The 20,034-nt window shown below is 66.3% G+C and carries 21 protein-coding genes, 1 tRNA gene and 3 pseudogenes; 18 read left to right on the top strand and 7 right to left on the bottom strand.

What is annotated here, in order from left to right:
- Positions 1-378: 378 nt before the first annotated feature.
- From ACMAUO_RS05770 to ACMAUO_RS05760, 3 genes and pseudogenes are all read right to left on the bottom strand, one after another.
- Positions 379-708, bottom strand: a complete 330-nt coding sequence (locus ACMAUO_RS05770) for a hypothetical protein (protein ID WP_420355975.1) — start codon at positions 706-708, stop codon at positions 379-381.
- A gap of 12 nt (positions 709-720) precedes the next feature.
- Positions 721-837 (bottom strand): glycoside hydrolase family protein, encoded by a 117-nt coding sequence (locus ACMAUO_RS05765; protein ID WP_420355974.1) that lies wholly within the window; start codon positions 835-837, stop codon positions 721-723.
- Between the two features lie 50 nt (positions 838-887).
- Positions 888-1,163, bottom strand: a pseudogene (locus ACMAUO_RS05760) (phage tail length tape measure family protein); the annotation flags it as partial.
- A gap of 264 nt (positions 1,164-1,427) precedes the next feature.
- Here ACMAUO_RS05760 and ACMAUO_RS05755 point away from each other — a divergent pair.
- The 9 genes and pseudogenes from ACMAUO_RS05755 to ACMAUO_RS05715 all read left to right on the top strand — a co-directional run.
- Positions 1,428-1,694 (top strand): BrnT family toxin, encoded by a 267-nt coding sequence (locus ACMAUO_RS05755; protein ID WP_420355973.1) that lies wholly within the window; start codon positions 1,428-1,430, stop codon positions 1,692-1,694.
- A complete protein-coding gene (locus ACMAUO_RS05750; RefSeq protein ID WP_420355972.1) occupies positions 1,672-1,977 on the top strand; it encodes a BrnA antitoxin family protein in 306 nt (101 codons plus the stop codon). The genes ACMAUO_RS05755 and ACMAUO_RS05750 overlap by 23 nt, the downstream gene beginning before the upstream one ends.
- A gap of 353 nt (positions 1,978-2,330) precedes the next feature.
- On the top strand, positions 2,331-2,471 hold the full coding sequence (locus ACMAUO_RS05745; protein ID WP_420355971.1) for a hypothetical protein: 141 nt from the start codon (positions 2,331-2,333) through the stop codon (positions 2,469-2,471).
- Entirely contained in the window at positions 2,468-2,656 is a 189-nt protein-coding gene (locus tag ACMAUO_RS05740) for a hypothetical protein (RefSeq protein WP_420355970.1), read from the top strand. The genes ACMAUO_RS05745 and ACMAUO_RS05740 overlap by 4 nt, the downstream gene beginning before the upstream one ends.
- The gene (locus tag ACMAUO_RS05735; RefSeq protein ID WP_420355969.1) at positions 2,653-2,847 is read left to right on the top strand and encodes a hypothetical protein; all 195 of its coding nucleotides are present in this window, start codon (positions 2,653-2,655) and stop codon (positions 2,845-2,847) included. The genes ACMAUO_RS05740 and ACMAUO_RS05735 overlap by 4 nt, the downstream gene beginning before the upstream one ends.
- Positions 2,844-3,518: a hypothetical protein gene (locus tag ACMAUO_RS05730; RefSeq protein WP_420355968.1), complete on the top strand. Its 675-nt coding sequence runs from the start codon at positions 2,844-2,846 to the stop codon at positions 3,516-3,518. The genes ACMAUO_RS05735 and ACMAUO_RS05730 overlap by 4 nt, the downstream gene beginning before the upstream one ends.
- Positions 3,508-3,762 (top strand): hypothetical protein, encoded by a 255-nt coding sequence (locus ACMAUO_RS05725; protein ID WP_420355967.1) that lies wholly within the window; start codon positions 3,508-3,510, stop codon positions 3,760-3,762. Before ACMAUO_RS05730 ends, ACMAUO_RS05725 begins: the two co-directional genes overlap by 11 nt.
- Before the next feature lie 156 nt (positions 3,763-3,918).
- A pseudogene (locus ACMAUO_RS05720) lies at positions 3,919-4,788 on the top strand (site-specific integrase); the annotation flags it as partial.
- Between the two features lie 7 nt (positions 4,789-4,795).
- A pseudogene (locus tag ACMAUO_RS05715) lies at positions 4,796-4,912 on the top strand (hypothetical protein); the annotation flags it as partial.
- Between the two features lie 174 nt (positions 4,913-5,086).
- On the opposite strand, the gene ACMAUO_RS05710 reads toward ACMAUO_RS05715, so the two are convergent.
- Positions 5,087-5,163, bottom strand: a tRNA-Arg gene (locus ACMAUO_RS05710).
- A 52-nt stretch (positions 5,164-5,215) separates the two neighbouring features.
- Positions 5,216-6,298, bottom strand: coding sequence for an alpha/beta fold hydrolase (locus tag ACMAUO_RS05705; protein WP_420355966.1), 1,083 nt, complete (start codon positions 6,296-6,298; stop codon positions 5,216-5,218).
- A 58-nt stretch (positions 6,299-6,356) separates the two neighbouring features.
- On the opposite strand from ACMAUO_RS05705, the gene ACMAUO_RS05700 reads away from it, so the two are divergent.
- The 8 genes from ACMAUO_RS05700 to ACMAUO_RS05665 all read left to right on the top strand — a co-directional run bounded on the left by ACMAUO_RS05700 (position 6,357) and on the right by ACMAUO_RS05665 (position 15,903).
- Positions 6,357-6,587, top strand: coding sequence for a zinc-finger domain-containing protein (locus tag ACMAUO_RS05700; protein ID WP_114727402.1), 231 nt, complete (start codon positions 6,357-6,359; stop codon positions 6,585-6,587).
- Positions 6,588-6,598: 11 nt separating this feature from the next.
- A complete protein-coding gene (gene polA / locus ACMAUO_RS05695) occupies positions 6,599-9,427 on the top strand; it encodes a DNA polymerase I (RefSeq protein WP_420355965.1) in 2,829 nt (942 codons plus the stop codon).
- Entirely contained in the window at positions 9,427-10,038 is a 612-nt protein-coding gene (locus tag ACMAUO_RS05690) for an SCO family protein (RefSeq protein WP_420355964.1), read from the top strand. Before polA ends, ACMAUO_RS05690 begins: the two co-directional genes overlap by 1 nt.
- Complete coding sequence (locus tag ACMAUO_RS05685; protein ID WP_420355963.1) at positions 10,039-11,754, top strand: ABC transporter substrate-binding protein; 1,716 nt, start codon at positions 10,039-10,041, stop codon at positions 11,752-11,754.
- A 148-nt stretch (positions 11,755-11,902) separates the two neighbouring features.
- Positions 11,903-12,937, top strand: a complete 1,035-nt coding sequence (locus ACMAUO_RS05680) for an ABC transporter permease (protein ID WP_420355962.1) — start codon at positions 11,903-11,905, stop codon at positions 12,935-12,937.
- Entirely contained in the window at positions 12,937-13,911 is a 975-nt protein-coding gene (locus ACMAUO_RS05675) for an ABC transporter permease (RefSeq protein ID WP_114727407.1), read from the top strand. Before ACMAUO_RS05680 ends, ACMAUO_RS05675 begins: the two co-directional genes overlap by 1 nt.
- Positions 13,901-14,911 carry an ABC transporter ATP-binding protein gene (locus ACMAUO_RS05670; RefSeq protein ID WP_420355961.1) on the top strand — a complete coding sequence of 337 codons (1,011 nt, stop codon included), beginning with the start codon at positions 13,901-13,903 and terminating at the stop codon, positions 14,909-14,911. The genes ACMAUO_RS05675 and ACMAUO_RS05670 overlap by 11 nt, the downstream gene beginning before the upstream one ends.
- The gene (locus ACMAUO_RS05665) at positions 14,908-15,903 is read left to right on the top strand and encodes an ABC transporter ATP-binding protein (RefSeq protein ID WP_420355960.1); all 996 of its coding nucleotides are present in this window, start codon (positions 14,908-14,910) and stop codon (positions 15,901-15,903) included. Before ACMAUO_RS05670 ends, ACMAUO_RS05665 begins: the two co-directional genes overlap by 4 nt.
- Before the next feature lie 120 nt (positions 15,904-16,023).
- On the opposite strand, the gene ACMAUO_RS05660 is transcribed toward ACMAUO_RS05665, so the two are convergent.
- The gene (locus ACMAUO_RS05660; protein ID WP_246374317.1) at positions 16,024-16,419 is read right to left on the bottom strand and encodes a DUF5367 family protein; all 396 of its coding nucleotides are present in this window, start codon (positions 16,417-16,419) and stop codon (positions 16,024-16,026) included.
- Between the two features lie 90 nt (positions 16,420-16,509).
- On the opposite strand from ACMAUO_RS05660, the gene ACMAUO_RS05655 reads away from it, so the two are divergent.
- Positions 16,510-17,088 carry a TetR/AcrR family transcriptional regulator gene (locus tag ACMAUO_RS05655; RefSeq protein WP_420355959.1) on the top strand — a complete coding sequence of 193 codons (579 nt, stop codon included), beginning with the start codon at positions 16,510-16,512 and terminating at the stop codon, positions 17,086-17,088.
- A gap of 22 nt (positions 17,089-17,110) precedes the next feature.
- On the opposite strand, the gene ACMAUO_RS05650 is transcribed toward ACMAUO_RS05655, so the two are convergent.
- Complete coding sequence (locus ACMAUO_RS05650; RefSeq protein ID WP_420357217.1) at positions 17,111-20,014, bottom strand: ligand-binding sensor domain-containing diguanylate cyclase; 2,904 nt, start codon at positions 20,012-20,014, stop codon at positions 17,111-17,113.
- Positions 20,015-20,034: the final 20 nt, after the last annotated feature.

Here is a 20,034-nt window from a genome sequence, read left to right as displayed (position 1 = left end):
TCGCGTGTGTCCGTGATGGTTCGCCACGATGTCATTTTCTTTCGTGGGTCTGTTTATCGGTTTTTCATCATGGGTGTGGTGAAAGAAGGGCTCGGGCAGGAGATCAGGCATGGCCACATATGCAGACGTGATCGAATTGGGCAGAAAGAGGCTGGGGATCACAATCCAGTCCTGCTGGATCGCAGACATCAAGCGCAAGAATGGGGTTGAGATGCGGTCTTCCCATAACCGGAAGGATCCTCACCGCTGCATCAAGCCATGCCCAACCAGATGGGAACCGGAGGTGACGGCCATCATGCGGGAAGTTGGATTGATCTGAATCGGTCGCCCTGATCCGCTGTCGGCATATGCGCGTTGCCGATATGGCGGGGGAAATGGCTATTCTATATCAGCCCATTCCCAGGCTTGCTCGTTGCCCCAGCCATTTCGGTGACAGCGTTGTATGCTCCGGTCAATCTTGAAGCGAAACACGACATAGCCCGGACGTGTCTCCGAAGGGCGCCACCCAAGAATGCGGCCGGCAAGCCATGACGGCTCCGCTTGTTTCTCATGGAGATGGATTTCCGCGCCGATGGCACGGTTAGCCGACGATGAAGCGATGCTCCAGTTGCCGCTCTCGTATTCTCCTGGTCCGATCTTCCAGATCTTGTCTTTCTGGTCTTCCGTGCGGGCGAGCAAATGGAGAGCGGCGAGGTGTCGTTCGGTCACGCGATATCTCCCTCACCGTCTCAATGACCGGTAACCGATGGTCCAGAGCCCAGCGACGTCCCGGTAGGGGGCCAGGCGCAGGCCCTCCAGCCGGCGCAGCAGCAGGTCTGCGACGCCGAGCGAATCCATCTCCATGATGGGCCTTGGCCGGCCTGCTCCATCTGCTGGATCTGGAGCACCAGAGACTGGTCAACCCCCAGCATGCCCTGCTGCGCAAAGTCCTGCGCCGCCTTCAGCGGATCGCGCATGGCGGCAGCCAGCGTCTTTGCCGCGTCCGGCACCGTCTCATTCATGACAGTAGCGAGGTCGCGGGCTTGCTGTGTCAGGTGTGTGAGCTGGGAGGCATCGACAGTCGGGACGGCCGCGAAGGTCTCGACCGTAGTACGGGAATCGGACAGCGACATATCGCCATGCGCTGCGATCTGACGCGCCGCTGCCTCGGCCGAGACCGACATCGCCACGCAGATCGACATCCTCTTCTCGGCCGCCCACCACGCCGTTGACGCGGGTGGTATAGATGGTGCCGGTCGTTTTGCCGGATCGGATGGCCTCGTCACGCAAGCGGCGTGATTCCGCTGCGACCATGCCGCGCAGTTCCGCGCTATTCATGGCTGCATTGATATTCAGGGTGATCTGACGGCGGACAACGTCCGACCAGCGGGCAGAGGTTGCACGACGGGCCACTTGCTTTTCCTCTGGTTTGTGTATATACAGAAACCATGCTGGCGATCACATGGGACGAGCCGAAGCGACTGAAGACGCTGGAAGAGCGCGGCCTTGATTTCGCTGACCTGACGACCTCGTTCTTCCTGTCTTCGATCGTGATTCCGGCTAAACGGGATCGCCTGATGGCCATCGGCCGCTTTCTCGACGGGACGATTGCCGTTGTGTTCGTGGAACTAGGCACCGAGGCGATATCGGTGATTTCGATGCGGCCAGCGAGCCGGAAGGAGCGGAAGCGCTATGAAGAAGCTGAAATCACTTAAGGACGTCACGGAAGACCAGATCCAGGCGATGATCGCCGCCGATCCGGACGCGCCCGAGGCTACGGATGAACAACTGGCCCAGGCGCGGCGTTTCACCGATTCCTATCCCGCGCTGGCGGCCAGGATGAAATCTGGCCTCGTCCACCGGCCGGTCGGCCGCCCCCGCGACCCACAGAAGAAGGTATCGGTCTCGCTGCGGCTGGACCCGGACGTGCTGGACAAATTCCGGTCGGCCGGGCCTGGGTGGCAGACACGCATCAACGAGGCGTTGCGGAAGGCCTGAGCGTTCTTTGCGTATTACGCAAAGAACACCCGCAGTTCCGCGCTGATCTGCTGTGCGCGGATAGCCAGGTAGGTCCGGTCCATGGGATAGCATCCCGTTCGTATGCATCCGCCCGGCCGTTTCCTCGGCTGCTATTGCGGTTCCGAGACTATGCCGGGCGGCACTGATCGGCGAGATACCCATGATCCCGTCCAGGCTGAAGCCCTTGACGTGGAAGATGTCGGCCTCGTCGATGACCAGCACCTGCTGTTGCCATGCATAGGTGATCTCCTCGCTTTGCTCCTGATGCCGCTATTGCCCGCACGCGATTCAGCCACGCCACAATCTGCGCGTTGACTGCCCGGGCATGGAACATGTTCGCCGCGGGCGAACGGAAGCAGTTTTTGCGGACGCTGGAAAGCGACACGACCAACGACGGTTTTCCAAAGATTGTTGCATACCGTCGCATGGACGAAGCCACGCCGCTCGCGGTTTGCAACGAGGTGCCGGCATGACGTGCTGGCTCGCCGTCATCGTCGCCTTGCGCGCCTGCCGCGACTGCGCGGGCCGGGGCTGGATCCGCACCACCTGGTCGGGCGGCCGCGATCTGTTCGTGTTTCGCACCGTGGAGGCGCTGGCGATCTGCGCCGGCTGCGACGGTGACGGGCGACAGGCCTGGGTGCGGGGAGGGGCGGCATGATCACCGCAATCGCGCCCTACGTCCTTATCGTATGGTTCTACGGCGGTCATGGACCAATCGCCGAAGAACTGCCCATGAAAACGCAAGAGGTTTGCGAAAGTGAAGGAAAGCGCCTGACGACCGGTCGCGGATTTGGTCAGAACTGGAGCGGCTACCAATGCGTCGCGACGGGATATGGAGAGAAGCCGTGACCCAGCATAGGACGCGGGAAGAGCAGATCCACGCTTTGGCCAGCAACTTGGCCGGTGTCCGTCACATCGGAGCATTCGAGCGAGAAAGCGCGGAGCGGCAGATCCTGGACGTCGAAAACCGGGTTCGCAGCGAACTCCACGCGGAGATATCGAACTGGACAGAGATGTATGGCCGGTTGTCGGCTCGCGTTGGCGAATACGAGACCGAAATTGAGCGGCTGCGTGCAGAGCGGCTCGCGGCGATTGACGCGGCGGAGCAGGATCGAGCCCAACTCCAGGCGGAGAATGAGCGGCTGCGGGAGGCGCTGAAGCCATTCGCAGAAACCGCCGGCTTTTTCGACGCCGATGGCAACGACTTCGAGCGTGACTATGAAGACGATTTCACGCTCGGCGATCCGGATGAAGAAGACGTCCTTAGTTCCTTGACGGTCGGCGATCTTCGCAGGGCGTTGATTGCTGTTTCCGCCACGCAGCAGGCCGCATGGCGGACGGATCGGGAGCGGTTGGATTGGCTGGAGAGCAAAGAGAAACACTCTGCGCGGCGCGATGCACACGGGACGGTCACAGTAACGGCCATCGTTTCAGGTCGAGGCGTCTGGAATGAGGGCGATTCCCTCCGCGCTGCCGTTGACGCGGCCATAGACCGGGAGGGCCGGGGCGATGCCCAGTAATCCGCTGCTGTCTCATCACTGCCTTGCCGATCTGGTGATCGGCAAGGAATATTGCAAGATGCGCTTCTATGGCGACGGGCAGGGCGCGTATGTCGGCGCAGCCCGTGAGGACGGGAGCGCTTGCGCGATCGCCTTTGCCGGCCGCCTGGTCACGATCGACGGCCAGCGCGTGCTGGAGCTGACGGGGTATCTGACAGTGCCGAAACGAGCAGCGAGCAAAGAGGGAGGCTTCGTCAGTGACTAACGCTGTTGTGGCCGTGGCACCACGCGCCCTGTCGGAGAAAGACGCAGCGCGATACGTGTCCTTGTCAGTGACGGGCTTCCGATCTCATGTTGCCGGCGCGTTGCGTGTCGTCAGGTTCGGGCGCCGCAAGGCATATTTGCGCGATGATCTGGCCAAATGGCTCGACCAGAAAGCCGGAGGCGGGGCCTCGGCGCCCCTGGCGAATCCATGGGACAGCATCCTGTAATCAAGCTGAAGCTGCCCTATATCCAGCAGTTCAACGACCAGCATGGGAAGGCCCGCTACTATTTCCGGCGCAAGGGCATGAAGCGCGTAAAGCTGCCGGATCCGTCGTCTTCCGAGTTCCTGACTGTTTACGAAAATGCGCGGTTAGGAAAAACGACGGGCCCAGCGTCAGCGCCTGCACCGATGCAGATCGACGGCTCTTTGTCGGAATTGATTGCCTCGTGGTGTGAGACGCAACACTTCAAGGTACTCGAGGCGAGCACCCAAGCCGTTTATCGGCGCCTCTTGGAGCGGATGCGAGATGAATCGTACAGTGCGTTGCCCGTCAGCGCGATAGAGCCGAAGCATATCAAGGCGATTCTGAAAAAGACGGGCGACGCGCCGACGACAGCAAACCGACTGCTCAGGCTGCTCCGCCAGCTGATGGATCATGCCATTTATCTGGAGTGGAGAGAGACCAATCCGGCTTTCGGCATCAAGCGAGTGCAGATCAAGAGCGAAGGGATCCATTCCTGGACAGACGCCGAGATCGGCACGTTCGAAGGCGCGTTCGCCATTGGGACGAAAGCAAGATTGGCGTTGGCGTTGCTGCTATATACCGGGCAACGTCGCAGCGACGTCGTTACGATGGGGTTATCCAATCTCTCCAGTGACCTGATCAGTGTCCGGCAGGTCAAGACGAAGGCAATGCTTCAGATCCCGGTTCATCCTGAATTACGCCGCTGTTTGGACGTCTGGAGCGATGTAGGAGCCGGGACGTTTCTTGCCACAGACTCGGGTCGGTCGTTTTCCGTGAACGGCTTTTATAATGTTTTTGTTGCTTGGTGCGCTCAGGCGGGACTGCCGAAAAGGGTGCAGCCCCCACGGACTGCGCAAAGCGGCAGCGCGGCGCTTGGCCGAAGCCGGATGCACTACCCATCAGATCGCCGCCATCACAGGGCATCGCACGCTGGCCGAAATCGACCGCTATACGCGGGCCGTCGAACAGGTCCGGCTAGCAAAAACCGCGATGTCAATGCTGGGCGAAAGTGTCAAACCTTCTGGGGAAAGTGTCAAACCTGAGAATACAGGATTGAAAGACAACAATTTTTCCGAGGATTGGCGGACCCGAAAGGATTCGAACCTTCGACCTTCGCCTTCGGAGGGCGACGCTCTATCCAGCTGAGCTACGGGTCCAGTGACGCCTCCATACCCCGAACCGTTTCGGGGCGCCAGCCCTGGTGGGCAATTATTTGCCGGCCAGGGCGTCCAGCGGTGCCAGGATCGGGGGTGGGGTGTCGCTGCCGTCATGGGGCAGGGCCTGCCATGTGGCGGCGGCGATGTCGCCGCCCGAGGGGAGGGGGCGGTCGGGGTCGGTGATCCATTGCGCGATGTCGGCGGTCGTGGCCTGCCGGCTGCGGCCGCGCAGCAGCAGGTGATAGCCCTGGGGGATGTAGTCGCGCCGCATGCCGGGTGGCAGGTGGCGCCAGAGCGTGGCCATGGCGGACGGGGGGACGAGCTGGTCGTGGCCGCCATAGATCACCAGCGCCGGGCCGCGCAGGTGCGGGGCGGCTTCGGCGGCCTCGTGCATCAGGGCGGCGAGGCCGGCGACGGCGCGCATGCGCGTGGCGTGCAGGGTCAGCGGGTCGAAATAAAGGCGGCGCATGGCCGACATATCGTCGCCCGCCACGACATGGACCGGGAGTTCGTGGCCGGTCAGGCGCCAGTCCGGTGCCGTGGCGGCCAGCAGGCGCAGCACGGTTTCGGGGCCCGCGCCGAGTTTCCACACCGCCGGAGCCAGCAGGATGGTGCCGGCGGCGGGCGGGGCGTCGGGGCGGGCCATCAGGCAGGTCAGCACCGCGCCGCCCATGCTCTCGCCCAGCAGATAGAGCGGCACGCCGGGGTGGCGGCGGGCGATGATCAGGGCTTCGTCGCGCGCGTCGGCGACCATGCGGTCGGTCCCGGCCCACAGGCCGCGATCCTGCATGCCGCCGAAGCCGCGCAGGTCGGGCGCGTAGAGGGTAATGCCCTGGGCCGCGAGCGTGGGGGCGGCGAATTCCCAGGCGTCGCGGCTGTCGTCGAATCCATGCAATGCCAGCATGACCGCCCGGACCTGCCCGCGTGCGGGCCAGATTCGGGTGGGGACGGCGGTGCCGTCGGGCAGGTGCAGGATGGTGTCGGGCGGCACCAGACGGCCATCCGCCGCCCAGGCGGCGGGCGGATGGGGCGGCGGCGGGTCCTGCATTGTGCAGCCTGCGAGCAGCAGGAGCGGGGCCAGGTAGCGCAGGCGTGACAGGCGGAGGTTTGAAAGCACGGTGATCCTGCGTATCATCCCCCATCCATCCTGACCACCGGCCGACAGGGCCATCATCACGAGGCGGAGCGAACATATGCAGGTCCAGACCCTTCCGGCCCAATCCGGCGATCCGGTGCCCCATCCGCGCCTCGGCCATGTCGAGACGGTGATCGTGCAGTCGCGCGTGCTGTCCTGCGACGGCGGGCTGGGCGCGCTGGGCCATCCGCGCGTGTGGCTGCGCATTGCCGGGCACCAGACCTTCTGCCCCTATTGCTCGCGCCTGTTCGTGCTGAGCCCCGATGCCGGGGAAGACAGCGCGCACTGACCCGACCCCCGATGTCCAGCGACGCCCCGATTCACCTGATCCTCGTTGACGGATCGGGGTTCATCTTCCGTGCCTTCCACGCCCTGCCGCCGATGACCGCGCCCGACGGTACGCCGGTCAACGCCGTGTTCGGCTTCACCAACATGCTGGCGCGGCTGCTGCGCGACCATGTGGGCACGCATCTCGCCGTCATTTTCGATGCGGGCCGGCTGACCTTCCGCAACGAACTCTATGACCAGTACAAGGCCCACCGGCCGGAGCCGCCGGAGGACCTGCGGCCGCAATTCGCCCTCGTGCGCGATGCCACCGCGGCCTTTGGCGTGCCGGGGATCGAGGAAGCGGGGTGGGAGGCCGACGACCTGATCGCGGCCTATGCCCGCCGCGTGACCGATGCCGGCGGCCGCTGCACCATCGTCTCGTCCGACAAGGACCTGATGCAGTTGATCCGTCCGGGCGTGGAGATGCAGGACCCGATCCGCCAGAAGCCCATCGGCCCGGCCGAGGTCGAGGCGAAGTTCGGCGTGACGCCCGACAAGGTGATCGACGTGCAGGCGCTGATCGGCGATTCGGTCGATAACGTGCCGGGCGTGCCGGGGATCGGGCCCAAGACCGCCTCGGCCCTGATCGCGGAATACGGGTCGCTGGATGCGATCCTGGAGGCCGCGCCGGCGATGAAGGCCTCGAAGCGGCGCGATAATCTGATCGAACATGCCGAGCGTGCGCGGCTTTCCCGCGAACTGGTGACGCTGCGCGAGGATGCGCCGTGCCCCGTGGCGCTGGAGGAGCTGATCTGCCGCGAGCCGGATGAGGCGGAACTGGGCGCATGGCTGGGGCGGATGGGCTTCCGCTCGCTGGTGCATCGGATGGGGCTGAAGGAGACGGCGGCGGCGGTTGGCGTTGCCAGCCATGCGGCGTCGCCAGCCGTGGCGGCCGCCAGTGCGGAAGCCGCGCCGGTCGCGGCATCCGCCGCACCCGACCGGGCGCCTTTCGGGCCCTATGAGACCGTACGCACCGCCGAGGCGCTGGAAGCCTGGGTGGCGGACGCGCGGCGGGTCGGGTTCTGCGCCGTCGATACCGAGACCGATGGGCTGGACCCGCTGCATGCCGGGCTGGTCGGGATTTCGCTGGCGGTGGCGCCGGGGCGGTCGTGCTATATTCCGCTGGCGCATGAGGGCGCGCCCGCGCAGGCGCAGCTGCTGCCCGAGGACGGGGTGGAAGAGGACCCTGTCGGCGTCCAGATGCCGGTTGCCACCGTGCTGGAGATCCTGGGGCCGCTGTTCATCGACCCGTCGGTGCTGAAGATCTTCCAGAACGCCAAGTTCGACCTGCTGGTGCTGACCCGCGCCGGCGCGCCGCAGCCGACGCCGATCGACGACACCATGCTGATTGCCTACGCCCAGTATGCCGGGCGGCATGGCCAGGGCATGGACGAACTGTCGCGGCTGTATCTGGGCCATACGCCGATCTCCTACGACGAGGTGACGGGCACCGGGCGCAACCGCATTCCGTTCGCGCGGGTCGATGTGGCGCGGGCCACGGCCTATGCGGCCGAGGATACCGACGTGACGCTGCGGCTGTGGCTGTCGCTGCACCCGACCCTGCGGCCCAACCGGGCGCTGGCGCTGTATGAGGAACTGGAGCGGCCGCTGGTGGCCGTGCTGGCCGATATGGAGCGGGCCGGCATTGCGGTGGACGTGACGGAACTGCGGCGCCTGTCGGCCGATTTCGCGGCCCGCATGGGCGAGATGGAGGGGGAGATCCATCGTCTGGCCGGCCGGTCGTTCAATGTCGGTTCCCCCAAGCAGTTGGGCGAGATCCTGTTCGACGAGATGGGTCTGGCCGGCGGCAAGCGGATGAAGTCGGGCGCCTGGGGCACCGATTCCTCCGTTTTGCAGGATCTGGCGGATCAGGGGCACGAACTGCCGGGGCGCATCCTCGCTTGGCGGCAACTGGCCAAGCTGAAATCGACCTATGCCGATGCGCTGGTGGCCCAGGCCGATCCGGGAACGGAGCGGGTGCATACCTCGTTCCAGATGGCCATCACCTCGACCGGCCGCCTGTCGTCCAACGAGCCGAACCTGCAGAATATTCCCATCCGCACCGAGGAAGGCGGACGCATCCGCCGCGCCTTTGTCGCGGCGCCGGGCCATGTGCTGCTGTCGGCGGATTATTCGCAGATCGAATTGCGGCTGCTGGCCCATGTGGCGAACATCCCCGCCCTGCGCGAGGCTTTCGCGCTGGGGCAGGATATCCATGCGCGTACGGCGTCCGAAGTGTTCGGCGTGCCGATCGAGGGCATGGACCCGCTGACGCGGCGGCGGGCCAAGGCGATCAATTTCGGCATCATCTACGGCATCAGCGCCTTCGGGCTGGGGCGGCAGCTCGGCATTCCGCCGGGCGAGGCGCGGTCTTATATCGACGCCTATTTCGCCCGCTATCCGGAAATCCGCGACTATATGGACCGGATGAAGGAAGAGGCGAAGGCGAACGGCTACGTCACCACCCCGTTCGGCCGGCGCTGCTGGGTGCCGGGCATCGGCGACCGCAACGCGGCCCGCCGGTCCTATGCCGAACGGCAGGCGATCAACGCGCCGTTGCAGGGTGGGGCGGCCGACATCATCAAGCGCGCGATGGTGCGCCTGCCGCACGCGCTGGCCAATGCCGGGCTTGACGGACGGCTGCTGCTTCAGGTCCATGACGAACTTGTGTTCGAGGTACGGCAGGGCCAGGAGGGCGATCTGTCGGAACTCGTGAAACAGGTCATGGAATCCGCCGCCGATCTGTCGGTGAGGCTGGTGGTGGAGACCGGGACCGGAACGAACTGGGCGGACGCACATTGATGCAGGAACGGGACAAGCGCCGGCTGGCGATCGGGGCGGTCATTACCGTGCTTTCGGCGGCGGGGGGCTATGCGGGCTACTGGGCGATGGATCGCGCCGGGCCGCTGCTTTCCACCCATGGCAACGAGATCGGCGGGTCGTTCCGGCTGGTCAGCGCGGCCGAGGGCGAGGTGTCGGACAGCAATTTCCGCGGCCGCTGGATGCTGGTCTATTTCGGCTACACGCACTGCCCCGACGAGCAATGCGGCGCGACGCTGCGGGCGATGGCCGGGGCGATGGACCTGCTGGGGCCGAAGCACCGGTCCGTGGCGCCGCTATTCATCTCGGTGGACCCGATGCGCGACACGGCCGAGGCGATGCGGGCCTATACGCTGCGCTTCGGGCCGCGCATCTTCGCCATGACCGGCGCGCCGACCATGCTCAAGGCCGTGACGGCTGAATATCATGCGCCCTATGTGCGTCATGAGGGCAAGGATGGCGATTACAGCATGGAGCCGTCGCCGCGCATCGTCATCATGTCGCCGGAAGGGCGCTATGCCGGTACGATCCAGTCCGATGCCTCGGCGCAGGACATTGCGGACCGTCTGAACGGCCTGATGGCGGCGCAATAGGTGGGGCGCCGGCCTCTTCTGTTTGTCGGCCTGCTCGCGGCATTGGGGGCCGTGCCGGCTGCCCGCGCGCAGGATGCCGCGCCGCCGGGCAGTGCCCGGCCGGTGGGAGACGGGCAGACGCTGGGCAGCCCGCATCGTGGCGGGACGTTGCGGCTGACGGCGTCGTCATCGGGCGGGACGCTCGATCCGCAGATCAATTATACTTCGGAATATGCCCAGCTTTTCACGATTCTGTATGACGGGCTGCTGAGTTTCCGCAAGGCGGACGACCACGCCAGCGACGAGGTGGTGGCGGATCTGGCCGAGACCGTGCCGCAACCCGAGGATGGCGGGCGGACCTGGCGCTTTACCCTGCGGCAGGGGGTGCGGTTCTCCACCGGGCAGGAGGTGACGGTGGCGGATGTCGCGGCTTCCATCCGGCGCCTGTTCCGGGTCGGCAGCCCGACGGCGGGGTCGTTCTACGGTGCCATCGTCGGCGCGGATCTCTGCCTGCGCGATCCGGCGCACTGCACGCTGGCGGGCGGGCTGGATGTCGATCCGGCGACGCGCGCCGTGGTCTTTCACCTGAGCCAGCCGGATGCCGAGTTTCCGCAGAAGCTGGCCTTTCCGCATGCCTCGATCCTGCCGGCGGACATGCCGGACCATGATCTGGGCAATATGCCGGCGCCGACCACGGGGCCGTACCGCTTCGTCAGCTACGATCCGGACCGGGGGGCGGTGCTGGAGCGCAATCCGTTCTTCCATGTCTGGAGCGCCGAGGCGCAGCCCGATGGCTATGTCGACCATATCCGCTACGATTTCGGCCTGCCCGACGAGGCGGCGGTGACGGCGGTGGAAAACGGCCAGTATGACTGGATGTTCGACATGAAGCCGCTGGACCGGCTGGGCGAACTGGGGGCGCGCCATACCAGGCAGGTGCATCTCCGCTCGCTCTACGGCTTCTATTACGTGCCGATGAACGTCAATCTTCCGCCCTTCAATAACCGCTTGGCCCGCCAGGCGGTGAACCGGGCGCTGGACCGGCGCGCGATGACCATTCTGTATGGCGGCGCCGCCGTCGCCGGGCCGCTCTGCACCATTGTGCCGCCCGGCATCCCTGGCGCGCTGGACGAATGCGCCCATACGAAGGGCGCGGACCTGGACCATCCGGCGCCATCCTGGCAGGGGGCGGATCTGGAAGGCGCGCGCCGGATGGTGGCGGCCAGCGGCACCGCCGGGCAGAAGGTGACGGTGGTGGTGCAGAACACCAATGTCGAGATGAGCATGGGGGTGTGGCTGCGCAACATGCTCCAGGCCATCGGCTATGATGCCAGCGTCAAGCCGCTGGCCCATGCGGTGCAGCTTGGGTACATCCAGAACACATCGAACCATGTGCAGATCAGCCTGAGCGACTGGTTCGCCGACTATCCCTCGGCTTCGAATTTTCTCGATGATCTGTTCGGCTGCGAGAATTTCCATCCCGGCACCGACAATTCGATCAACATCGCCGGGTACTGCGACAAGGACGCCCAGGCGGCGATGGACGCGGCCAAGCGGGAGACCGATCCGGCGCGGGCGGCGGAACTCTGGGCGCAAGCGGGGCGGATCATCACCCGCGACTCACCGGCCGCGCCGGCCATTCGCATCAATTATATCGATCTGGTATCGTCCCGGCTGGGGAATTATTTCTATTCGGACCTCTATCACATGATCTTCTCGCAAGTATGGGTTCAGTGAGGCGAGGCGGCGCGTTTCCCTGTTTGCTGGCTGTGTCGCAGGCCGTTGAGAGCGGCTTGACCGGATGGCAGGTTGCCCGGCTTCGCTCTGCCGGGTCGCGCCCGTCTGCCTGCCCCCACCCCCCGACCGGTTCCGAGGAGGTTTCCCCATGACTGCGCAGACCGTGACGGGCGCATCCTCGTCTCCTTCCGCGCCCCGGCCCGCCGGGCCGTGGCGCCGGGCCGGGCGCAGGCTGGCGCGCGATCGCGCGGCGATGACGGCTCTGGCGGTGCTGCTGGCAGTAGCCGTGGCGTGCCTGATGGCGCCGCTTTATGCGCGCGACGTGGCGCATACCGATCCGTTTACCTCCAACGTGGCGGGGGCTGTGACGATCGATGGGCGCAGCGTCGACATCATGCAGCCCAATGACAATCCGCTGCATCTTGGTCTGTCGCCGATCGGCCCGACTTGGCGTGCCTCGGCCGACCTGCTGGGGGCGGACAGCCAGGGGCGGGATCTGGCGGCGCGCCTGCTCTATGGCGGGCGCACCTCGCTGCTGATTTCCTTCTGCGCCGCCACGCTGTGCATCGTGCTGGCCGCGATGGTGGGCATCGTCGCGGGTTATGCTGGCGGGATCGTCGATGCCGTGCTGTCGCGCATCATGGACATCATGTGGGCGGTGCCGGTCTATCTGTTCGCGATCTCGCTTTCCATCGTCACCGTCAGCCAGGGATTGAAGCTGGGGCCGGTCACGATCGGCAGCGACAATCTGCTGATCCCGATCTGCATCATCGCGCTGGTCTATGTGCCCTATGCGGCGCGGCCGGTGCGCGGGCGGGTGATGTCGCTGCGGCGGGCGGAATTCGTCACCGCCGCGCGGGCGCTGGGGGTGCCGGGCTATCGCATCGTGCTGCGCGACATCCTGCCCAACGTCACCGGCACGCTGGTGGTGCTGGCGCCGCTGATGATGGCGCTGGCGATGATGGCGGAATCGGCGCTGTCGTTCCTCTCCATCGGCGTGCAGGCGCCCGGTGCGTCGTGGGGCACGATCATCCAGGATGGCGAGGGGCTGATCTATACCCGTCCTATGGTGGCCATCGCGCCGGGGCTGGCGATCGTGATCGTGGTGCTGGCGCTGAACGTGCTGGGGGATGGCATGCGTGACGCGCTGGATGTGCGCGACAGCGGGCGGGAGCGTGGGTGATGGTCATGAGCGTCCTGCGGCGTCTGGGCCAGACGCTGTTCGTGCTGTTCGGGATTTCGGTGCTGGTGTTCCTGGTGTTCTTCGCCACGCCGGGGGCGGACCCGACGGCGCGCATTGCCGGCCGCAATGCCTCGCCCGAGACGATGGCGCGGGTGCGGGTCGAATACGGGTTCGACCGGCCCCTGCCGGTGCAATATGCGCGGATGATGGAAAAGCTGTTCGTGACGCGGGACCTGACCTCCTACGTCAATCGCGGGCAGAAAGTGGTGCCGGAGATTCTGGAGGCGGCACCGGTCACGGTCTCGCTGGTTTCCGGCGCGGCGCTGATCTGGGTGGTGCTGTCGGTGGCCATGGGCGTGACGGCGGCGGCGTTGCGCGGCGGCTGGGTGGATCGCGGCCTGATGATGCTGGGGCTGGTCGGGATTTCGATCCCGGTCTTCTGGCTGGGGCAGGTGGTGAATCTGGTCACCCAGAGCCGCTATCACGATAGCTGGCTGTTTTCCTGGGTGCCGGGGCTGGGCTATGTGCCGCTGACCGAGGACCCGCTGGGCTGGTTCCGCGCGCTGGCGCTGCCGTGGCTGACGCTGGCGGTGCTGTTCGTGGGCATCTACAGCCGCGTGCTGCGCGCCGATCTGGTGGCGGTGCAGAGCGAGGATTTCATGCGTACCGCCCGCGCCAAGGGCCTGTCGCCGATGCGGGTGCTGCTGGTCCACGGGCTGCGCACGTCGATGATCACGTTCGTTTCGCTGTTCGGGCTGGATTTCGCGCAACTGGTCGGCGGCGGCGCGCTGCTGACCGAGGTGGTGTTCGGTTTGCAGGGGGTGGGGCGGCTGACCTACCAGGCGCTGTCGAACCTCGATCTGCCGCTGATCATGGCGACGGTGATGTATTCGGCGGTGTTCGTCGTGATCGCCAATGCCGTGGTGGACATGCTGTATCTCTTCCTGGATCCGAGAGTGCGCGATGGACGGTGACATGCTGCTGGCGGTGCGCGACCTGACGGTGGCGCTGCCGATCGGCGGGCGGCTGGTGCCGATCGTCGAATCCGTATCCTTTACGCTGGGGGCACGGGAAATCCTGGGCATCGTGGGTGAGTCCGGGTCGGGCAAGAGTGTGACGTCGCTGGCGATCATGGGGTTGATCGACGTGCCGGGCGCGCGCATCAGCGGGTCGGTGCGCTTTCGCGGGCGCGAACTGGTGGGGCTGGCGCCGCGGGCCTATCGTGCGCTGCGCGGGCGCGAGATCGCGATGATCTTCCAGGACCCGATGACCGCCTTTACCCCGGTCTATACGGTCGGGCGGCAGATCGACGAACAGATCCGCGTGCATCAGAAAATCTCGCGCACCGATGCCCGCTCGCGCACCGTGCGCCTGCTGGGCGACATGGGCGTGCCCGACCCCGAGCGGGTCGCCGGGCGCTATCCGCATCAACTTTCCGGCGGCCTGCGCCAGCGGGCGATGATCGCGATGGCGCTGTCGTGCAATCCGGCGCTGCTGATCGCCGACGAGCCGACGACGGCGCTGGATGTGACGGTGCAGGCGCAGATCCTGGACCTGCTGCGCGGATTGCGGCGGGATTACGGGTCGTCGGTGCTGCTGATTACCCACGACATGGGCGTGGTGGCCGAGACCTGCGACCGCACGCTGGTGCTGTATAGCGGGCTGGTGGCCGAACGCGGGCCGACCGGGGCGCTGTTCGCACGGCCGGGGCACCCGTACACGGCGGCGCTGCTGGATTCGATTCCGCCGCTGCATGGCCCGCGCCCGGCGCGCCTGCCCTCCATCTCCGGCAGCCCGCCGGCCCCGGCCGAGCGCCCGGCCGGGTGCCCCTTCGCGCCGCGCTGCGCCCATGTGCATGACGTCTGTGCCGTGCGGCCGCCGCTGGTTGCCTGCGGGGAACAGGATGTCGCCTGTGTGCTGCCGGCCGAGGGGCGCCCGCTGCCGCCGCGTTTCGTCCCGGAGATGCGCGCATGACCAATCTGCCGGACGCTTCGCCATCTCCGCTGATTGCGGCCGAGGATTTACGCATGACCTATCGCGTCGGGCGCGGGCAGGTGCTGCGCGCGCTCGATGGTGTGTCGCTTTCGGTGCAGCCCGGCGAAGTGCTGGGGCTGGTGGGTGAATCCGGCTGCGGCAAATCGACGCTCGGCCGCTGCCTGCTGCGGCTGGTGCAGCCGAGTGGCGGCCGGGTCGTCTTCGATGGCACCGACATCACCACGCTGCCGGAACGGCGCCTGCGTCCGCTGCGGCAGGACATGCAGATGGTGTTTCAGGATTCCTACGCCGCGCTGAACCCGCGCCGCCGTGTCGGCGACCTGGTGGCCGAACCGTTGCGCGTGCATCCCGCCCCCGGCGGCGGGCGGCGCAGCCGGGCCGCTATCGCCGCCCGGCTGGCGGAGCTGATGGATCTGGTGGGCCTGCCGCAGGCGGCGCTGGCGCGCTATCCGCACGAATTTTCAGGCGGCCAGCGGCAGCGGATCAACATCGCCCGCGCGCTGGCGCTTTCACCCCGGCTGGTGGTGGCCGACGAGCCGGTGGCGGCGCTGGATGTGTCGATCCAGGCGCAGATTGTGAATCTGTTCATGGATCTGCGCGACCGGCTGGGGCTGACCTACGTGTTCGTCGCGCATGATCTGGCGGTGGTGCGGCAGATTTCCACCCGTGTCGCGGTCATGTATCTGGGCGCGATCGTCGAACTGGGTGAGGCCGATGCCGTGCTGCATCGCCCGGCCCACCCCTACACCGCCGCCCTGATCGCCGCCGTGCCGGAGCCGGTGGTGCGCACGGAAGGGCTGCCGCCGCCATTGCGCGGCGATGTGCCCAGCCCGATCGCACCGCCGCCCGGCTGCCGGTTTCATACGCGCTGTCCGGTGGTGCGCGATCGTTGCCGGGTTGATCCGCCGGTGCTGCGTGGGTTGCCGGATGGGCGTGAGGTGGCGTGTCATTATCCGTTGGTGGGGGAGTGAGTTCGCGGGGCTTTGCCCCGCACCCCACCAAAGGCCGTCGCCTTTGGAAACCAGTCGTTGAGCAACGATCAGGGGTGAAGGGGACGACTGTCCCCTTCCGGGTTCGGGCAGCGCCCGACCTTACGCCCGCGCCGCGACCCGTTCGCGCCACAGCCCCAGCAGCAGGGCGCCCCAGGCGCTGATGCCGTAGCCCCACAGCAGCCACGCCGAGGCCAGGCGGCAGGTCTGGTCGTCCGCCGCGTAGAGCGTGGGGAACCAGCGCAGGGCGATGGCATCGTAGAGCATGGCGTCGGCCATGACGAACAGGCAGCCGGAAAGGATCTGGTTGCCTTCCAGCCGTGCCAGGCGGCAAACAAGCCAGACACTGAGCAGCGCGACCGGAATGCTGGTCACGAAGCCGATATTGCCGCGCATGCCATACAGGCTGCCGGGCAGGGTATGGACGAACAGGGTGGCCAGAGCCCAGAACAGGAACGCCACGACGGAGCAGATGATGATCTGATTCAAGCGGAGCATTGTTGTCTCACCTTCCATGAAGCGAGTGCTACATTACCGCTATGTAGCACGCGCTTCAATGCCTGATCGTATTCTTTTCGAGAGCATTTCATGACCGATGATTCCGCGACCCCGGACCGGGCCGGGCGGCGCGAGGCCCTGGCGGATGCGGCGGCCGACCTGGTGCTGCGCGAGGGGCTGGGCACGATGGGCCTGCGCGGCCTGGCGCGGCGGCTGGGCACCAGCGACCGGATGCTGATCTATTATTTCGGCAGCAAGGATGCGCTGGTTGCCGGTGTCCTGGCGCGGATCGGCGAGAAGCTGTCGGTGCTGCTTCAGGCTTATAGCGCGGGGCCGCCGGTTTCGCCGGGGGCGTTCCTGGGCCAGGTGCTGGCGCTGGGGCGCGACCCGGTGGTGATGCCGTTCATGCGGGTATGGACCGACGTGATCGCCCGTGCCGCCGCCGGAGAGGCGCCGTACGACATGGTGGCGAAGGCCGTGGTCGCGGACTGGACGGCCTGGATCGGCACGCGGCTGATCCCCGACCCCAACCGCTCCTGTCCGCCCGCCGCCCTGCTGTCGATCGTCGAAGGGGTGACGCTGCTGGAAATGGCCTGCCCCGGCAGCACGGCGGCGGCAGGGCCCTATCTGGCGGAGGCGCTGGCGCGGGCGGACGGCGGGACAGGCTGAAGCCGCGCGGTGTTTCCGGGCGTTATCGGGCCTGTACCACCCGGTTGCGCCCTTCGGCCTTGGCGCGATAGAGCGCCTTGTCGGCGCGGGCGATCAGGCTCTGCCATGTCTCGTTCGCAGCGGCCATGGCGATGCCGGCGCTGACCGTGACCACCAGCTCCGGCGTGCCGACCAGAGTGGGCAGGTCGCTCAGGGAACGGCACAGGGCCTCCATGTGGGCGGCCGTGGCGCTCTCCCCGGTGAGCACGACCAGGAATTCCTCGCCACCATAGCGGCCGGCGGCGTCACCCTGGGTCATGCCCTGGCGCAGGCGGCCGCCAAGCCCGGCCAGAACCTCGTCGCCGATCAGGTGCCCCCAGCCGTCATTGATCTGCTTGAAATGATCGACATCGATCAGCGCGGCCATCAGCGGCGTATCGGCGGGCAGTTCGGCCAGGGACGATTGCAGAAGCGACTGGATCGCGCCCCGGTTCAGCAGGCCCGTCAGGCTGTCGAGCCGCGACTGTTCGATCAGCGCCTGATGGGTGGCGCGGATTTCCCGGGTCTGGCGCTCGACGATCGTTTGGAGCTTCCGGCGCTGCTTGATCAGCAGCCCGACCCGGATGCGCCAGGCCATGTAGCCGGCCAGCAATACGCAGGCGGCTTCGAGGCAGAGCACGGGCCAGCGCTGCCACCACGGATAGGCCATGGTAATTGTGGCGGTCACGACCGCGGATTGCTGATGGCGGTCCGGATCGAAGGCCACCAGCATGAACCGATGGGTACCGGGCGGCACAGAGGGGTAGCGTACCGATCCTTCGGTGGTCTCGGTCCAGCCTTCATCCGCGCCTTCCAGCCGGTAACGGAATCGTATGTGCGGTGCGTCGCGATAATCCAGCGTGCCGAACATCACGCGCATCGGTGCGCGGCTGAAGGCGATCGGCTCGCCATGATAGGGGTGCTGGCCCAGTTCGATGGCCGTGATGACCGGCTGCGGAGAGATGTCGGCCAGCAGGGCGTCCGGCCGGAGCAGGTGCGACAGGCCACGGCTGGTGCCGATCCAGAGCGAGCCGTCCGTGTCCTCCAGCAGGCTGTCCTGGTCCAGATCGTTGGAGACCAGCCCGTCAGCCTCGGTGATCGTGATCCAGCGCCTGCCGTCGAAAACGTTCAGCCCGCGATCCGAACCGGCCCAGACGCGGCCCTTGCGGTCGATTATCAGGCTGTACAGGATCGCGTTGCCGACTGTGGCCGCGTCGTAGAATGTCACGTCGTCGATGCGGTCGCCGTCATGCGTCAGCCGGTAGATGCCCCCCTGGCCGCCGATCCAAAGCCGATGGTCGTCCTGCAGGTCGATCACGTAAGGGGCAAAAGTCGACAGCGGCCATTGGGGCATCACGACTGTCGTGGTGCCGTCGGGGTGCCGGGCCACCAGGCGCCGCCGCTCAAGCAGCCACAATGTGCCGGTCGCGTCGATCTGCCCCCTGACATAGGAGCCGGTCAGGCCCGGAACGGGGACGGGGTCCTGGTCGCGGCGGCTGGCATCGGCCAGCCACGCCCCATGATCCGACAGCAGCCAGACATCGTCGCCGCTACCGATCAGGATCTGGTTGACGCGCTTGATCGCGAGGTCGCGCCGCCAGGTGCTCTGCGTGTCGTGCAGGCTTACGCCTTCCGGCCCGGCCTGCCAGAGGATGCCGCGACGGTCCGTGGCGACGTGTAAACCGGCCTCCCCGATGGTGCGGACGACCGTGTTGGTCCGGGTATCGAGTGCGCTGATGCCGGTGTCGGTATCGATCCACAGGGGCCCCGCGGGCTGGCGGGCCATCTGCCAGATGACGTCGCTTGCCAGGCCGTCGCGCCGGGTGAACGTCTCGAAGATGCCGAACCCCGTGGTGCGCGCCAGGCCGTAACCCATGCGGCCGATCCACAGGTTCTCCTGATTGTCGAACAGCAGCGCCGTCAGCGGCGAGTTGGATTGTTCGCCGCCCAGGGTGACGGTTTTCCAATTCCCATCGGTCCGGATAGCCAGTTCGTCGTTATCGGCCTGGGTGACCAGCGCGCCCTGGGGGGACCAGGACATGGTCAGCAGATGCTGGTAGTTTTCATATTGCCGGTCCGCATGGGGAATCGTTTCGACATGCGGGGCCGTGTCGCCGCGCGGAACGACGACGAGTTCATGCAGGGTCCGTGCGAACACCGTGCCGTCGCGGTCCTGAAGGATCGCTTCCAGCCGGCGGGGCTCGGCCATGGGCGGCAGGGACCGGCAATGCAGGTCGGGGCCCGACACGGTGCACAGGCGGCCGTCGATGGTGCCGATCCATAGCGTATCGCCATCGGCACCCAGGGCCGATACGTCGGTCAGCGGATCGCCGTGCATGGCCAGCATCGTGGCCAGAAGGCTGATATGCTCGCCGGCGGCGTCCTTGTGAATGAATAGCAGGCGATCACGGTCGGTCACGACCAGCCCGCCATGCCAGGGCATGATCTTGCGGCGGCTATCATGCCCCAGCGGATGTCCGCAATCGATCGGCAGGAAGTGCAGTTGGTCGGGAGAGGTCGTGGCAGCGATATTGTACGCGACGTAGATCATGTCGGCATAGGCCAGGACCAGATCCCCCTCCCCGGTCACGGCGGCGGCGACGCCCACGCCGGCGGCGGGCAGGCCTTGGCTGGGGCCCGCGGGGAGAAAGCGCCTGCCGTCGAAGAAGAAGAAGCCATGCTGCGTGACCACCAGGATCTGGCCTGTCGGCAATTCTATCGCGGATATGACAGAAATATTCGAAAGGCCGCTTGTGGCGTCATAGAGGGTGGTAGGGATCGTCTGCCCGTGCACCGCCGGCGACATGGCCGCCAGAAAGACCGCGAAACAGGGCAGGAATGCCAGCCAGGCCGGAATCTTGCGGCGCCGGAATAACGAGCGACGCTTTTTTTCCGGAGGGCCATGCATGGTGAACAAACTATCGAGAT

The organism is Gluconacetobacter brunescens (genome assembly GCF_048695475.1).
Taxonomy (GTDB): Bacteria; Pseudomonadota; Alphaproteobacteria; order Acetobacterales; family Acetobacteraceae; genus Gluconacetobacter.
The sequence above is the reverse complement of the archived record's forward strand: the minus strand, read 5'-3'. Positions and strand labels throughout refer to the sequence as shown.

Bases quoted from the DNA above. Each gene is read 5' to 3' on its own strand.
- ACMAUO_RS05740 (WP_420355970.1), top strand. From the start codon at position 2,468: ATGACGTGCTGGCTCGCCGTCATCGTCGCCTTGCGCGCCTGCCGCGAC.
- ACMAUO_RS05650 (WP_420357217.1), bottom strand. From the start codon at position 20,014: ATGCATGGCCCTCCGGAAAAAAAGCGTCGCTCGTTATTCCGGCGCCGC.
- polA (WP_420355965.1), top strand. From the start codon at position 6,599: ATGTCCAGCGACGCCCCGATTCACCTGATCCTCGTTGACGGATCGGGG.
- ACMAUO_RS05690 (WP_420355964.1), top strand. From the start codon at position 9,427: ATGCAGGAACGGGACAAGCGCCGGCTGGCGATCGGGGCGGTCATTACC.
- ACMAUO_RS05755 (WP_420355973.1), top strand. From the start codon at position 1,428: ATGCTGGCGATCACATGGGACGAGCCGAAGCGACTGAAGACGCTGGAA.
- ACMAUO_RS05765 (WP_420355974.1), bottom strand. From the start codon at position 837: ATGGATTCGCTCGGCGTCGCAGACCTGCTGCTGCGCCGGCTGGAGGGC.
- ACMAUO_RS05745 (WP_420355971.1), top strand. From the start codon at position 2,331: ATGTTCGCCGCGGGCGAACGGAAGCAGTTTTTGCGGACGCTGGAAAGC.
- ACMAUO_RS05665 (WP_420355960.1), top strand. From the start codon at position 14,908: ATGACCAATCTGCCGGACGCTTCGCCATCTCCGCTGATTGCGGCCGAG.
- ACMAUO_RS05705 (WP_420355966.1), bottom strand. From the start codon at position 6,298: ATGATACGCAGGATCACCGTGCTTTCAAACCTCCGCCTGTCACGCCTG.
- ACMAUO_RS05660 (WP_246374317.1), bottom strand. From the start codon at position 16,419: ATGCTCCGCTTGAATCAGATCATCATCTGCTCCGTCGTGGCGTTCCTG.
- ACMAUO_RS05735 (WP_420355969.1), top strand. From the start codon at position 2,653: ATGATCACCGCAATCGCGCCCTACGTCCTTATCGTATGGTTCTACGGC.
- ACMAUO_RS05750 (WP_420355972.1), top strand. From the start codon at position 1,672: ATGAAGAAGCTGAAATCACTTAAGGACGTCACGGAAGACCAGATCCAG.
- ACMAUO_RS05675 (WP_114727407.1), top strand. From the start codon at position 12,937: ATGGTCATGAGCGTCCTGCGGCGTCTGGGCCAGACGCTGTTCGTGCTG.
- ACMAUO_RS05725 (WP_420355967.1), top strand. From the start codon at position 3,508: ATGCCCAGTAATCCGCTGCTGTCTCATCACTGCCTTGCCGATCTGGTG.
- ACMAUO_RS05655 (WP_420355959.1), top strand. From the start codon at position 16,510: ATGACCGATGATTCCGCGACCCCGGACCGGGCCGGGCGGCGCGAGGCC.
- ACMAUO_RS05700 (WP_114727402.1), top strand. From the start codon at position 6,357: ATGCAGGTCCAGACCCTTCCGGCCCAATCCGGCGATCCGGTGCCCCAT.
- ACMAUO_RS05670 (WP_420355961.1), top strand. From the start codon at position 13,901: ATGGACGGTGACATGCTGCTGGCGGTGCGCGACCTGACGGTGGCGCTG.
- ACMAUO_RS05680 (WP_420355962.1), top strand. From the start codon at position 11,903: ATGACTGCGCAGACCGTGACGGGCGCATCCTCGTCTCCTTCCGCGCCC.